Origin of the sequence: Saccharothrix sp. AJ9571 (genome assembly GCF_021725495.1) — a bacterium.
Lineage (GTDB): Bacteria > Actinomycetota > Actinomycetes > Mycobacteriales > Pseudonocardiaceae > Amycolatopsis > Amycolatopsis magusensis.
Genome location: NZ_CP091382.1, coordinates 4291778 through 4303824, shown reverse-complemented (window position 1 = coordinate 4303824; position 12047 = coordinate 4291778). Strand labels below are relative to the sequence as shown.

The 12047-nt window shown below is 71.3% G+C and carries 16 protein-coding genes; 4 read left to right on the top strand and 12 right to left on the bottom strand.

Annotation, left to right across the window (positions count from 1 at the left end):
* Nucleotides 1-21: 21 nt before the first annotated feature.
* The 10 genes from L3Q67_RS19780 to L3Q67_RS19735 form a co-directional block, all read right to left on the bottom strand.
* Complete coding sequence (locus L3Q67_RS19780; RefSeq protein ID WP_499190886.1) at nt 22-606, bottom strand: nucleotidyltransferase family protein; 585 nt, start codon at nt 604-606, stop codon at nt 22-24.
* Complete coding sequence (locus L3Q67_RS19775; RefSeq protein WP_499190885.1) at nt 599-1393, bottom strand: IclR family transcriptional regulator; 795 nt, start codon at nt 1391-1393, stop codon at nt 599-601. The genes L3Q67_RS19780 and L3Q67_RS19775 overlap by 8 nt, the downstream gene beginning before the upstream one ends.
* A 9-nt stretch (nt 1394-1402) precedes the next feature.
* Entirely contained in the window at nt 1403-1810 is a 408-nt protein-coding gene (gene pcaC / locus L3Q67_RS19770) for a carboxymuconolactone decarboxylase family protein (protein WP_499190884.1), read from the bottom strand.
* Nucleotides 1807-2562, bottom strand: a complete 756-nt coding sequence (gene pcaD, locus L3Q67_RS19765; protein ID WP_499191588.1) for a 3-oxoadipate enol-lactonase — start codon at nt 2560-2562, stop codon at nt 1807-1809. Before pcaD ends, pcaC begins: the two co-directional genes overlap by 4 nt.
* Before the next feature lie 15 nt (nt 2563-2577).
* Entirely contained in the window at nt 2578-3123 is a 546-nt protein-coding gene (pcaG, locus tag L3Q67_RS19760; protein ID WP_499190883.1) for a protocatechuate 3,4-dioxygenase subunit alpha, read from the bottom strand.
* Nucleotides 3120-3836, bottom strand: a complete 717-nt coding sequence (pcaH, locus tag L3Q67_RS19755; RefSeq protein ID WP_499191587.1) for a protocatechuate 3,4-dioxygenase subunit beta — start codon at nt 3834-3836, stop codon at nt 3120-3122. Before pcaH ends, pcaG begins: the two co-directional genes overlap by 4 nt.
* A 17-nt stretch (nt 3837-3853) precedes the next feature.
* On the bottom strand, nt 3854-5029 hold the full coding sequence (locus tag L3Q67_RS19750) for a thiolase family protein (RefSeq protein ID WP_499190882.1): 1176 nt from the start codon (nt 5027-5029) through the stop codon (nt 3854-3856).
* On the bottom strand, nt 5026-5757 hold the full coding sequence (locus L3Q67_RS19745; RefSeq protein WP_499191586.1) for a CoA-transferase subunit beta: 732 nt from the start codon (nt 5755-5757) through the stop codon (nt 5026-5028). The genes L3Q67_RS19750 and L3Q67_RS19745 overlap by 4 nt, the downstream gene beginning before the upstream one ends.
* Before the next feature lie 56 nt (nt 5758-5813).
* Nucleotides 5814-6614 (bottom strand): CoA transferase subunit A, encoded by an 801-nt coding sequence (locus tag L3Q67_RS19740; protein WP_499190881.1) that lies wholly within the window; start codon nt 6612-6614, stop codon nt 5814-5816.
* An 84-nt stretch (nt 6615-6698) separates the two neighbouring features.
* Nucleotides 6699-7172, bottom strand: coding sequence for a MarR family winged helix-turn-helix transcriptional regulator (locus L3Q67_RS19735; protein WP_499190880.1), 474 nt, complete (start codon nt 7170-7172; stop codon nt 6699-6701).
* Between the two features lie 127 nt (nt 7173-7299).
* On the opposite strand from L3Q67_RS19735, the gene L3Q67_RS19730 reads away from it, so the two are divergent.
* The 3 genes from L3Q67_RS19730 (at nt 7300) to L3Q67_RS19720 (ending at nt 9893) form a co-directional block, all read left to right on the top strand.
* Nucleotides 7300-8259, top strand: a complete 960-nt coding sequence (locus L3Q67_RS19730; RefSeq protein ID WP_499191585.1) for a 2-hydroxyacid dehydrogenase — start codon at nt 7300-7302, stop codon at nt 8257-8259.
* Nucleotides 8260-8303: 44 nt separating this feature from the next.
* Entirely contained in the window at nt 8304-9368 is a 1065-nt protein-coding gene (locus L3Q67_RS19725; RefSeq protein ID WP_499191584.1) for a glycerate kinase, read from the top strand.
* Between the two features lie 63 nt (nt 9369-9431).
* Nucleotides 9432-9893 carry a hypothetical protein gene (locus tag L3Q67_RS19720; protein WP_499190879.1) on the top strand — a complete coding sequence of 154 codons (462 nt, stop codon included), beginning with the start codon at nt 9432-9434 and terminating at the stop codon, nt 9891-9893.
* 775 nt (nt 9894-10668) lie between these two features.
* On the opposite strand, the gene L3Q67_RS19715 is transcribed toward L3Q67_RS19720, so the two are convergent.
* The gene (locus tag L3Q67_RS19715; RefSeq protein WP_499190878.1) at nt 10669-10977 is read right to left on the bottom strand and encodes a HesB/IscA family protein; all 309 of its coding nucleotides are present in this window, start codon (nt 10975-10977) and stop codon (nt 10669-10671) included.
* Between the two features lie 74 nt (nt 10978-11051).
* Nucleotides 11052-11468 carry a hypothetical protein gene (locus L3Q67_RS19710; protein ID WP_499190877.1) on the bottom strand — a complete coding sequence of 139 codons (417 nt, stop codon included), beginning with the start codon at nt 11466-11468 and terminating at the stop codon, nt 11052-11054.
* 132 nt (nt 11469-11600) lie between these two features.
* Here L3Q67_RS19710 and L3Q67_RS19705 point away from each other — a divergent pair, with 132 nt between their 5' ends.
* Nucleotides 11601-12044, top strand: a complete 444-nt coding sequence (locus tag L3Q67_RS19705; RefSeq protein WP_499190876.1) for a GtrA family protein — start codon at nt 11601-11603, stop codon at nt 12042-12044.
* The last annotated feature ends 3 nt before the right edge of the window (nt 12045-12047 follow it).

The following is a 12047-nucleotide window of genomic DNA, read 5'->3' as shown; positions in this document are numbered from 1 at the left end:
TCGATTGAGACCACCCCCCACTCATAGCATTGGCGGGGGCTCAGGGGGTGGGAGGTCGGCTGGGCGGTCGACGTCGTGGCCGGTACCGAGATCGCCGCATTCGACGAGGCGCAGGTCGTCCCGGGTGGACAGCCAGTGGCGGGCACCGGCGTCCCCGGAGACGGCACCCGCGATCTCCGCCCAGTGATCCCGGCCCAGCAGCACCGGGTGCCCCGGCACCCCGGCGTAGGCGGCGCGCGCCACCACGTCCGGCGCGGCCGGCGCGGTCAACCGCCGCACCACGGCGTCGGTGACATCCGGCAGGTCCACCAGGTGCACCACCACCGCGTCAGCCTCCACAGAGGACAAAGCGGAAAGCCCGGCACGCAGGGACTCCCCCATCCCCGCCGCCCACTCCGGCGCGTGCACCGGGAAAACCGTGGCGGGCAGCAAAGCGGTGACCTCACCGGCGGCGGCCCCGGTCACCACGTACACCGGCGAACACGGCTCCAGCGCCCGCAAAGCCCGGCGCACCAACGGTTCTCCGCCCAACTCCACCAGCGCCTTGGGACCGCCGAAGCGACGACCGGCACCCGCGGCGAGCAGCAGCCCGGCGCAGTCAGCCACGGGTCGCCCGTGACGAAGGCGCGACCGCGAGATCGGCTTCGATGCGTTCGGCGGCTTCGATCAGGCGCGGCACCATCTCGTCCCGCACGGCTTCCAGCGTGGTCCGCGAAGCGTGCGTCGACACGTTCACCGCGGCGACGACCTTCCCCTCACGCGACCGGATCGGCGCCGCAACCGAGCGCAGCCCCTCCTCGAGTTCCTGGTCGACCAGTGCCCAGCCGCGCGAGCGCACCTCGGCCAGTTCCGTGCGCAACGCGGCTTCCGAGGTCAGCGTGTGCGAGGTCAGCCGATCCAGCCGGGCCTGTTCCAGGTAGGCGTCGAGCTCGGCTTCGGGCAGATCGGCGAGCAGCACGTGCCCCATCGAGGTCGCGTACGCCGGGAAGCGCGTGCCCACGTTGATCGAGACCGTCATGATCCGCGAGACCGCGATCCGCGCCACGTAGACGATGTCCCCGCCTTCGAGCACCGACACCGAACTGGACTCGTGCACCTCGGCGGAAAGCCGTTCCAGGTGCGGGGTGGCCACCTCGGGCAGCGACATGCTCGACAGGTAGGCGTACCCCAGTTCCAGCACGCGCGCGGTCAGCGAGAAGTACTTGCCGTCGGTGCGCACGTACCCCAAATCGGCCAGGGTGAGCAGGAACCGCCGCGCGGCCGCCCTGGTCAGCCCGGTGACCCTGGCGACGTCGCTGAGGGTCAGCTCGGGGGCGTCCGCGCCGAAGGCCCGGATCACCGCCAGGCCGCGGTCCAGCGACTGCACGTGGTGCGCGCCCCGAGTCTCTTCCATGCCGAAACCTTAACCCGGGGGATCGGGAACAGCGGACTCCTCACCCAGCTCGGCGAGTACGCGCTGCGCCACGGCGAACGCGGCGTTACCGGCCGGCGCACCGGCGTAGACCGCGGTGTGCAGCAGCACCTCGGAGATCTCCGCCGCGGTGAGTCCATTGTGGACGGCGACGCGGACGTGCATGGCGAGTTCCTCGTGGCAGTGCAGCGCGGTCAGCGCGGCGAGTGTGACGCAACTGCGCGTGCGGCGGTCCAGCCCCGGCCTGGTCCACACCGAACCCCACGCCGAGCGCGTGATCCAGTCCTGGAACGGCTGGGAGAACTCGGTGGTGTTCGCCACCGCGCGGTCCACGTGCGCGTCCCCGAGCACCTCGCGGCGCACCTGGATACCGTCGCGGTACAGCTCGTCGTCGGTCATCGGGCCGCCAGCCTCGCCAGTATCAGTTCGCTGAATTCGTCCGGTCGTTCCACGTTGCCCAGGTGCGCGGCGCCCTGGACCTCGGCGTACCGCGCGCCCGGGATGGCTTCGGCGATCGCCTTGCCGTGCGGCGACGGGGTGGACGGGTCCTCGGTCGCGCTGATCACCAGTGTGGGCACGGTGATCCCGGCCAGTTCCCCGGTCAGGTCCATCACCTCGATCGCCGCGCAGCAGCCCGCATATCCTTCGTCCGAAGTGGACGCGACCATCCGCTCCAGTTCCGCCCGCCGCTCGGGGTCGAACGCCGGGGTGACCCACCGGCCGACCACGGCCGGAGCCAGCGACCCGGTGCCGCTCTCGCGGACCGCGCGGATCCGGTCGGCCCACATCTGAGGCGGACCCAGCTTCGCCGAGGTGCAGCACAGCACCAGCGAGCTGAGCCGTTCCGGCGCGTGCGCGCCCAGCCACATCCCGGTCATGCCGCCCAGCGACAGCCCGGCGAAGTGCGCTTTCTCCACGCCCAGCTCGTCCAGCAGCGCCAGCACGTCACCGCCGAGATCCGCCAGCTCGTACGGGCCTTCGGGCACGGGCGAACGGCCGTGGCCGCGGTGGTCGTACCGGATCACCCGGTAACCCGCTTCGGTGAGCGGGGCGACCTGCGGTTCCCACATCGCCAGCGTGCTGCCGAGCGAACCGCTGAGCACCACCGGTACCCCGGCCGCGGGCCCGTCGATCACGTGGTGGACCTGCACTGCCACACCGACCCCCTAAACCTCGAAGAACACGGTCTCACCGTCGCCCTGGAGCCGCACGTCGAACCGGTAGCCGTCCGCTTCGCGCACCGCGATCAGCGTGTCGCGGCGGTCTTCCGGGACCGAGGCGAGCACCTCGTCGGCAGCGTTGGCTTCGGCGTGCTCGGGGAAGTAGATCCGCGTCACCACCCGGTGCAGCAGGCCGCGGCCGAGCACGGAGACGTCGATGTGCGGTGCCTGCGTCCTGCCAGCGGTACCCGGCACCGCGCCGGGGACGACCGTGCGGATGGACCAGCGGCCCTGCTCGTCGGTCGGGCAGCGGCCGAACCCGCGGAACCCGGCCACCCGCCCGCGCGGGTCGTCGGGGTGGTCGAACCGGCCGTCGGCGTCGGCCTGCCAGGTCTCGACCATCGCGTCCGGCACGGGGGCGCCGTTGCCGTCGTAGATCACCCCCCGCAGCACGATCGCGCCCGGCGTGCCCTCGGGCACCACCTCGGGCCCGTCGTCCCAGGGCAGCCCGATCGACAGGTACGGCCCGACGGTCTGCGACGGCGTGCTCATTCGTCGTCCTCCTCGTCCTCGAACACCGAGGCGTCACGGCCGCGCAGCACGATGTCGAACTCGTAGGCCAGCGCCCATTCCGGCTGCGTGCGCTCCAGGTCGAAGCGGGAGACCATGCGCCGGCGCGCCTTCTCGTCCGGGATGGAGTTGAAGATCGGGTCCTGCGCGAAGAGCGGGTCCTCCGGGAAGTACATCTGGGTGACCAGGCGCTGGGTGAACGAGGTGCCGAACACCGAGAAGTGGATGTGCGCCGGCCGCCAGGCGTTGTCGTGGTTCTTCCACGGGTAGGCGCCGGGCTTGATGGTGGTGAACTCGTAGTGCCCGTCGTCGTCGGTGAGCGTGCGCCCGACGCCGTCGAAGTTCGGGTCCAGCGGGGACGGCCACCGGTCGCCGATGTGGCGGTAGCGCCCGCCGGCGTTGGCCTGCCAGACCTCGACGAGCGAGTTGCGCACCGGGCGGCCGTCGCCGTCGAGCAGCCGCCCGTGCACCACGATCCGCTGGCCCTGCGGTTCACCGGCGTGCTGGCGGGTCAGGTCGTTGTCGTGCTCGCCGAGCCTGCCCGGCCCGAGCAGCGGGCCGGTGACCTCGGTGAGCATCTGCGGCAGCAGCACCAGAGGCTGCTTCGGGTGCCGCAACGCGGTGGAGCGGTAGCCGGGGGAACCGAGCGGCGGGTGGGTGCCCTCGGGGTCCGGTCGATACGCGGGCAGGCTCATCGTCGAGTGCTCCCTTCTCACGCTTCCAGCACCACGGCCAGGCCCTGGCCGACGCCGATGCAGATGGCGGCGAGTCCCCAGCCGCCACCGCGGCGGCGGAGGTCGTGCGCGAGCGTGCCGAGGATCCGGCCGCCCGAGGCGCCCAGCGGGTGCCCGATGGCGATCGCGCCGCCGTGCGGGTTCACCTTGGCCGGATCCAGTTTCGGCCAGTCGCGCAGGCAGGCCAGTGACTGCGCGGCGAAGGCCTCGTTCAGTTCGACCACGGCGAGGTCGTCCCAGCCGATGCCCGCGCGTTCCAGCGCGATTTCGGCGGCCCGCACCGGCCCGATGCCGAACACGTCGGGGTCCACCCCGGCCGCGCCACGACCGGCGATGCGCGCCAGCGGCGCGGCACCGATCCGGTCGGCGGCGGCCTGGTCGCCGAGCAGCACCGCGGAGGCGCCGTCGTTCAGCGGCGAGGCGTTGCCCGCGGTCACCGTGCCCTGCGCCCGGAACACCGGCTTGAGCTTGGCCAGTTTCTCCGGCGAGGAGTCCGGCCGGATGCCCTCGTCCCTGGTCAGGTCCACGCCGGGGACCGCGGCCACCTGGTTGTCGTAGAAGCCTTCGTCCCACGCCTTCGCGGCGTTGACGTGGCTGCGGGCGGCGAACTCGTCCTGCTCGTCACGCCCGATGCCGTACCGCTCGGCCAGCAGTTCCGTGGACTCCCCCAGCGAGACCGTCCACTGCTCGGGCATCGCGGGGTTGACCATGCGCCAGCCCAGCGCGGTGGAGTACATGGTCTGGTTGCCGTTCGGGAAGGCCTTGTCCGGCTTCTGCACCACCCACGGCGACCGGCTCATCGACTCGACCCCACCGGCCACCACCAGCGACGCGTCCCCGGTGGCGATCATCCGGCTGGCCTGGGAGACGGCATCGAGCCCCGAGCCGCACAGGCGGTTGACCGTGCCGCCGGGGATCGAGGTCGGCCAGCCCGCCAGCAGGGTGGCCATCCTGGCCACGTTCCGGTTGTCCTCACCGGCGCCGTTGGCGTTGCCGAGCACCACCTCGTCCACAGTGGACGGATCGAGCCCGGTCCGCTCGCCCAGCGCCCGCAGCACGTGCGCGGCGAGGTCGTCGGGCCGCGTGCCCGCCAGCGCGCCGCCGTACCGGCCGAACGGGGTCCGCACGGCGTCCAGCACGTAAACCTCGGTCATTCGCCCGCCTTCTTCAGCTCTCGCAACCCGGACAACTCCGCCTCGGTCGGCTCCGGCGTGCGCCGCAGGTCCTCGGCGACCTTCAGCGCCCAGCCGGTGGCCTCGCGCACCTGCTCGACCTCGACCCCGGGGTGCAGGTGGGTCAGCGTCAGCTCGGCGGTCTCCGGATCCGGCCGCATCAGGCCCAGATCGGTGACCACCAGCGTCGGCCCGGCACCGGGCAGGCCGAGGCGTTCGCGGTCACCGCGGCCCGAACCGTGCCCGAACGAGGTGACGAAGTCGACCTTCTCCACGAACGCGCGCTTGCTCTGCCGCAGCACCACGAAGACCTCACGGCAGGAGGCGGCGATCTCCGGCGCGCCACCGGCGCCCGGCAGCCGCACCTTCGGATCGGCGTAGTCGCTGCCGATCACCGTGGTGTTGATGTTGCCGAACTTGTCCAGCTGGGCCGCGCCGAGGAAGCCGACGTCGATCCGGCCGGGCTGCAGCCAGTAGTTGAACACCTCGGGCACGCTGACCACGGCGTCCGCGGTCTCGGCCAGCTCACCGTCGCCGATGGACAGCGGCAGCCTGCTCGGCTTCGCGCCGAGGCAGCCCGATTCGTAGATCAGCTTCAGGTTCGGCGCGTGCGAGCGGCGGGCGAGGTTGGCCGCGGTGCTGGGCAGGCCGATGCCGACGAAGCAGGACATGCCGTCGTCCAGCGCGCGTGCCGCGGCGATGCTCATCATCTCGTCAGTGGTGTACTCCTCAGCGGTGTACTCCTCAGTGGTGTACTCGGTGTTGCTCACGCCGCCACCTCCGCCAGCCACTTGCCGAACTCTTCCCGATCGCGGCTCACCGCGTCCCACGCCTGGTAGGCCGCGTTGTCGCGGTCGTAGTACCCGGCGGCGTAAGAGGGCTTCGCACCCGAGGGCACCTCGGCGACCGCGGTCACCGCCCAGGACGGCAGCACCAGCGCGCCCGGCCGAGGCTCCAGCTCGTCGACGACCTCTTCGACGGTGACCAGCGAGCGCTTCGCCGCCAGCACCGCCTCCTTCTGCACGCCCGCGATCCCCCACAGCTGCACGTTGCCGTCGCGGTCGGCGCGCTGCGCGTGGACGATGGTCACGTCCGGGTTGAGCGCGGGCACCGCGGCCAGCTGCTCCCCGGTGAACGGGCAGGTGATCGGCTTGATCGTGGCGGTGTGCTTGGCCAGGTCCGTACCGGAGTACCCGCGCAGCACGGCGAACGGCAGCCCGGAGGCGCCCGCCACGTAGCGGTTGGCCATCCCGGCGTGGCTGTGCTCCTCGATCTCCAGCGGCACCGGCCAGCCGTGCTGGACCGCGTCGCGGAACCGGTGCAGCGAGCCGACGCCGGGGTTGCCGCCCCAGGAGAAGATCAGCTTGCTCGCGCAGCCGGCCCCGATCAGCTGGTCGTAGACGATGTCCGGGGTCATCCGCACCAGGGTCAGCCCGCGGCGGCCCTGGCGGATGATCTCCTGGCCTGCGGCCACCGGGATCAGGTGCGTGAACCCCTCCAGCGCCACCGTGTCGCCGTCGTGGACCAGGCGGGCCACGCCGTCCGCGAGCGAGACGATCTCCGCCATCGCCACTCCTCCCGTGATGTTCGCATTCCGCACACAAGTTCTACATATGAACTTAGCACGGATGGACCGCTCACGGAACTCGCGTCACCGGGTCGGGTCGCTCCCCTCCCGCTTGGCCTCGCCGGCGTCGACCAGCCTGGTCAGGATGCGGACCAGCTCCTCGCGGTCCTCCGGCGGCAGGCAGGCGACCATGCCCTCGGTCATCCTCGCCGCGCGCACCGACAACTCGCCGAACTGGGCGTGTCCGGCGTCGGTCAGGCTCAGCAGGTTCCGCCGCCGGTCCCCTGGGTCGCGGTCTCGGCGCACGAACCCGCGGTCGATCAGCCGGTTCACCACCGCGCCCACCGTCGAGGTGTCCAGCGAGACCTCGCGCGAAAGCGCGTTCTGGTCGGTCTCCGGGTTGAGCGCCACCGCGCTCAGCACCGCGTACTGGGTCGAGGTGACCTCCCTGGACACTTCGGCCGACCACAGGTAGGTGTGGATCTGCTGCGCCCGGCGGATCAGGTGACCGGTGTGCCGGTGTGCGTCCACGCCAACCCCCGCTGTCGAGATCGTCATCAACAACCCCTCCCGTCGCGAAACTTCTGTGCTGTCACCAACAGACACGTGGCGTGGCGGCAGCCGGTTCACGACGGCCTTCCGCCGGGCTATGTTGGGCGGGTCGCCGAGGGCAGGAGGGCAGCCGATCGTGCCGAAGATCGTGGTCACCGGGCAACTACCGGAACCGGCGTTGAAAGTGCTCGGCGAGGCGGGCGAGGTGTGGGTGGCCGAGCGAGCGCTGCGACCCGATGAGCTGCGCGAACGGGTCGCCGGGGCGGCCGCGCTGGTCACCATGGTCGGCGATCGGGTGGACGACTCGGTCGCCGAAGCCGCCGGCCCCGGCCTGGAGGTGGTCGCCAACGTCGCCGTCGGTTACGACAACCTGGACGTGAAAGCGCTCTCCGCGCGTGGCGTGACGGTGACCAACACCCCGGGCGTGCTCACCGAGGCGACCGCGGACCTGGCCTTCGGCCTGCTGCTGATGATCACCCGGCGGCTCGGCGAGGGTGAGCGGCTGCTGCGCTCGCGCACGCCGTGGAACTTTTCCCTCGGCTTCATGCTCGGCACCGGGCTGCAGGGCCGCACGCTGGGTATCGTCGGACTCGGGCAGATCGGCCGCGCGATGGCGCGCCGGGCCCGGGCGTTCGGCCTCTCGATTGTCTACAGTGGACGCAATCGGGCACCCGCCGAGGTCGAAGCCGAACTGGACGCGCGGCACCTGCCGCTCGACGAGCTGCTGCGGACGGCCGATTTCGTCTCGCTGCACTGCCCGCTCACGCCGCAGACGCGGCACCTGATCAACGCGGACACGCTGCGCACGATGAAGCCGGGCGCGTACCTGGTCAACACCACGCGGGGGCCGGTGGTGGACGAGCCCGCGCTGGCCGAGGCGCTCGCGAACGGCGTGCTCGCCGGGGCCGCGCTGGACGTGTTCGAGAAGGAGCCGGACGTGGAACCGCGCCTGCTCGAACTGGACAACGTCGTGGTCACCCCGCACCTGGGCTCGGCGACGGTGGAGACCCGCACCGAGATGGCGCTGCTGGCGGCGCGCAACGTGGCCGCAGTGCTGGCCGGTGAGCCGCCGATCACGGTGGTGACCGCGTGAGGGTGCTGATCGCGCCGGACAAGTTCAAGGGCAGCCTGACCGCGATGGAGGCCGCCGAGGCGATCCGGGACGGCGTGCTCGACGCTTTTCCGGACGCCGACACGATGCTGTGCCCGATCGCCGACGGCGGCGAAGGCACGCTCGACGTGCTGTACGCGGCGGGCGCGGAACGGGTGGACGTCGAGGTCCGGGGGCCGCTGGACTTCCCGGTGCGGGCGCGGTACGCGGTGCTGGGCGAGACCGCGTACATCGAATCGGCGCGGGCGTGCGGCATCGAGTTCGTGGAGCCGTCGCCGGAGGTCGCGCTGGCCGCGCACACGTGGGGCGTCGGCTCGCTGATCGCGCACGCTTTGGAGCGCGGGGTCCGGCAGGTGGTGCTCACCGTCGGCGGCACGGCGAGCACCGACGGCGGCTCCGGGATGCTGCGGGCGCTCGGCGCCACGGTCACGCCCTCGACTTTGCTGGCGCTGGGCGGCGGTCCTCTGAGGACAGTCGAGGCGGTGGACCTTTCCTTGGTGCGCTCGAAGTTCGCCGGGATCGACGTGCGGGTCGCCACCGACGTGAGCAACCCACTGCTCGGCGAGAAGGGCGCGGCGGCGGTCTTCGGCCCGCAGAAGGGCGCGGGCGCCGCGGAGATCGCCGATCTCGAGGTCGCTCTGGGCCGCTGGGCTCGGGCTCTGCACGCGGCAGGCGGTCGTGACGTGTCGGACGCGCCGGGCGCCGGAGCGGGCGGCGGCGTGGCGGGCGGTGCGATGGCGGCGCTGGACGCGGTGTTCGAATCGGGCTTCGACCTGGTCTGCGAACTCACCGGCGTACCGGCCGCGCTGGACCGGGCGGACCTGGTGATCACCGGCGAAGGTTCGCTGGACCCGCAAAGCCTCGACGGCAAGGCCCCGGCCGGGATCGCCGCTCGCGCACGGGCTCGCGACCTGCCGGTCCTGGCGGTCGCCGGTCGCGTCGCCCTCGACGCCGCGCAATTGGCCCAACTGGGTGTGGCCGACTACCGCGCGCTGATCGACCACGCTCCGTCCCTGGCGTACGCGCAGGAGCACGCTTACGAGTTGCTTCGGGCGCAAACGGCTGACTTGGCAGGCGCCTGGGCTCCGTAGCGTTTGTGGTCCCAGGCCCCGGGTAACCCTGCGGTGGAGCCGTGTCACCGAGAGGAGCCACCTGTGGAAACCAATGCCTACATAACGTTCCTGGTGCTGGCGACGCTGCTGGTCGTGGTCGACGGCCAGATCATCTACCGCAGTGGGCGGCGCTACCTGGAGAACTCCTACGGTGACCCGGCCGCCGGCGCGTCGATGACCCGCCTGGTCACCGTGCTGTTCCACCTGGCGGTGCTGGGTGTGCTCCTGTTGCTGTCGACCATCGACTCGGGCGGGGACAACGCCACCGAGGCCGTGGTGTGGAAGCTCGGGATCACCCTGATCGTGCTGGCCATCGCGCACGGGGTGACGCTGACCGTGCTGGCCAGGATCCGGGACAACCAGGTGGCGGAGCGGGCCCTGAACCCGCAGCACCCGCCGCAGCAGCGCACGTCCGAGCCCACCGTGGCGCCCGTACCGGGCCAGCAGGGCGCCGACCCGCGGGTCAGCCCCACCCTGGAACACCGAGACCCCTACTCGGCCTAACCCCGATGTCACGAATGTGGCTTTCGAGACGTCCACCGTCCCGAAAGCCACATTCGTGACACCCCTCCCCGCCCACGCCCCCAAGTCCCACGCTCAGAACCACGAGTCCCACGTCCAGGAAGCCGAGTCCCCCACTCAGGCAGCCGAGTCCCACGTTCAGGCAGCTGAAATCCACAGTCGCGTGCCCTCGATGTGAGCGGTGGGATGGGAGCTATGGCGCGAGGACCGAAGGCGCAGGTGCTCTGACTTCGGCCATCCCCACGTCGAACCCGCGCTCACGGCGCGGCTTTCGCCCGCCTCAACGTGGAACTCGGCTACCTCAGCGCGGATTTCGGCTACACGAACGTAGAACTCGGGTGGATGAACGTGGAGTTCGGGCCCGCGAACGTAGAACTCGGATGCCTCAACGTGGGTTCGGGCGCGCGAGCGTAGAACTCGGCTAACCTCAACGTGGGGTTCGGGCGCGTCAGCGTGGAACTCGGGTGCCCCAACGTGGAGTTCGGTACGCGAATGTGGAGTTCGGGTACGCGAGCGTAGAACTCAGGCTTCCTGAACGTGAGGTTCGGGTACGCGAATGTGGAGTTCGGGTGCGCGAGCGTAGAACTCGGCTCTGAACGTGAGGTTCGGGTGCCCCAACGTGGAGTTCGGGGGCGCGAACGCAGGACTCGGCTTCCTGAACGTGGGATTCGGGGGCGCGAGTGTGGGGGCGGGGGGTCTGGGTGTGGGGCGGGCCCTGCTTGCGTGGGGCAAGCAGGGCCCGAAGGGGTGGTGGGGGTCAGATGTCGGGGGTGTCGTCCGGCTGCTGCAGTACGGCGAAGCTCATCTGGCCTTCGTCGTCCTGCTGGATGTCGAGCACCTTGTCGTCGAGGAACTCGGCGGCCTTCGGTTCCAGGAAGATTTTGGCCCCGCCTTCGGTGGCGAGCACCTGGTCACCGTCCTCGGGCGAGGGCGCCACCGACAACCCGAGCTGGGCACCGGCCTCCTCCACCTCCTGCACCGCGAACCGCAGGCCGGCGTCGGCTTGACCCTCCTGCCCGGTCAGCGCGGTGATGGCCTCGGCCGCGGCGTCTGTCATGGCGAGCATGGCAGGCTCCCTTTCGTCGATTGCATGGCTCTGGCCCCTCCCACCGTAGGGGCGGGGCCAGGCACGCGCTCACCTCACTCGGGCGTGCGGATGGTGTCCGCGACCGAACCACCGGCCTGGTCGGCGTTCTGCGGCAGGTTGTCGCTGACCGTGTGACGCCCGCCACCGGCTTCTTCCGGCGCCACCTCTTCGATGTCGGCGGGCAGGTCGTCGATCGACTCGTCCAGCTCGTCGGCGGGCGTCGCGGCGACCGGGCGCTCCGGCACGTCGTCGACGGAGATGTCCGGCTGCTCTTCCCGCAACCGCGCCTCCATGGGCTCGCCCTCGCGCTGCTCGGCCGGCGTCATCCCGAAGCGGTTGGCCTCGCTCCAGCGCTCCGGCGGCTCGATGCCCTCCTCGAGCGGGTCCACCCTGAGACGGTCCTCGTCGAGGTCCTCGGCGCTGTTCAGCGCGGCCGGATCGGTTTCCACCGGCTCCTGGGGTGCGGACATCGGATTCCTCCTCTGATCTTGCTTGTCCGCCTTCGCCTACCCGCGCGGGCCACCACCGAAACCGCCCGGTCGTCACGCACATCACAGGGGTCTGCCTTCACCGAGTTGTGAAGACTATGTAGCGTCGCGGGCATGGTCATCCCGGCGCCGGAAGCGCCGCCCCGGCACGACGGCCTCGCCGTGCACGCGGGCTGGTACCTGGCGGCGGGCGTGGTCACCACGGCCGCCCAGTTCGTCGTCTACTTCCTGCTCCGCGCCCCACTCGGCGCGCACGGCGCGAACCTGGTGGCGATCATCGTCACCACGATCGGGAACACCGAGTTCCACCGGCGGATCACCTTCGCAGGCCACGACAGCCCGCCGCGCCGGCGGCACATCCAGATCGTCGCGACCATCGCCTTCTACGCCGGGTACGGCTCGGTCGTGCTGCTCGTACTGCACGCGCTGGTCCCCGAGCCCTCGGCGGTCACCGAAACCGTCGTGCTCGCCACGGCCGGCCTGCTCGGCGGCGTCTGCCGGTTCGCCCTGCTCCGCTGGTGGGTCTTCGCGCACCGGCACCCGGGGTCGCGCGGCTGATCC

Excerpts from the sequence above, each read along its gene's own strand:
- L3Q67_RS19715 (WP_499190878.1), bottom strand. The coding sequence starts at position 10,977 with ATGCTCGCCATGACAGACGCCGCGGCCGAGGCCATCACCGCGCTGACC.
- L3Q67_RS19735 (WP_499190880.1), bottom strand. The coding sequence starts at position 7,172 with ATGACGATCTCGACAGCGGGGGTTGGCGTGGACGCACACCGGCACACC.
- L3Q67_RS19705 (WP_499190876.1), top strand. The coding sequence starts at position 11,601 with ATGGTCATCCCGGCGCCGGAAGCGCCGCCCCGGCACGACGGCCTCGCC.
- pcaG (WP_499190883.1), bottom strand. The coding sequence starts at position 3,123 with ATGAGCACGCCGTCGCAGACCGTCGGGCCGTACCTGTCGATCGGGCTG.
- pcaH (WP_499191587.1), bottom strand. The coding sequence starts at position 3,836 with ATGAGCCTGCCCGCGTATCGACCGGACCCCGAGGGCACCCACCCGCCG.
- L3Q67_RS19725 (WP_499191584.1), top strand. The coding sequence starts at position 8,304 with ATGGAGGCCGCCGAGGCGATCCGGGACGGCGTGCTCGACGCTTTTCCG.
- pcaC (WP_499190884.1), bottom strand. The coding sequence starts at position 1,810 with ATGACCGACGACGAGCTGTACCGCGACGGTATCCAGGTGCGCCGCGAG.
- L3Q67_RS19775 (WP_499190885.1), bottom strand. The coding sequence starts at position 1,393 with ATGGAAGAGACTCGGGGCGCGCACCACGTGCAGTCGCTGGACCGCGGC.
- L3Q67_RS19710 (WP_499190877.1), bottom strand. The coding sequence starts at position 11,468 with ATGTCCGCACCCCAGGAGCCGGTGGAAACCGATCCGGCCGCGCTGAAC.
- L3Q67_RS19750 (WP_499190882.1), bottom strand. The coding sequence starts at position 5,029 with ATGACCGAGGTTTACGTGCTGGACGCCGTGCGGACCCCGTTCGGCCGG.
- L3Q67_RS19745 (WP_499191586.1), bottom strand. The coding sequence starts at position 5,757 with ATGATGAGCATCGCCGCGGCACGCGCGCTGGACGACGGCATGTCCTGC.
- L3Q67_RS19740 (WP_499190881.1), bottom strand. The coding sequence starts at position 6,614 with ATGGCGGAGATCGTCTCGCTCGCGGACGGCGTGGCCCGCCTGGTCCAC.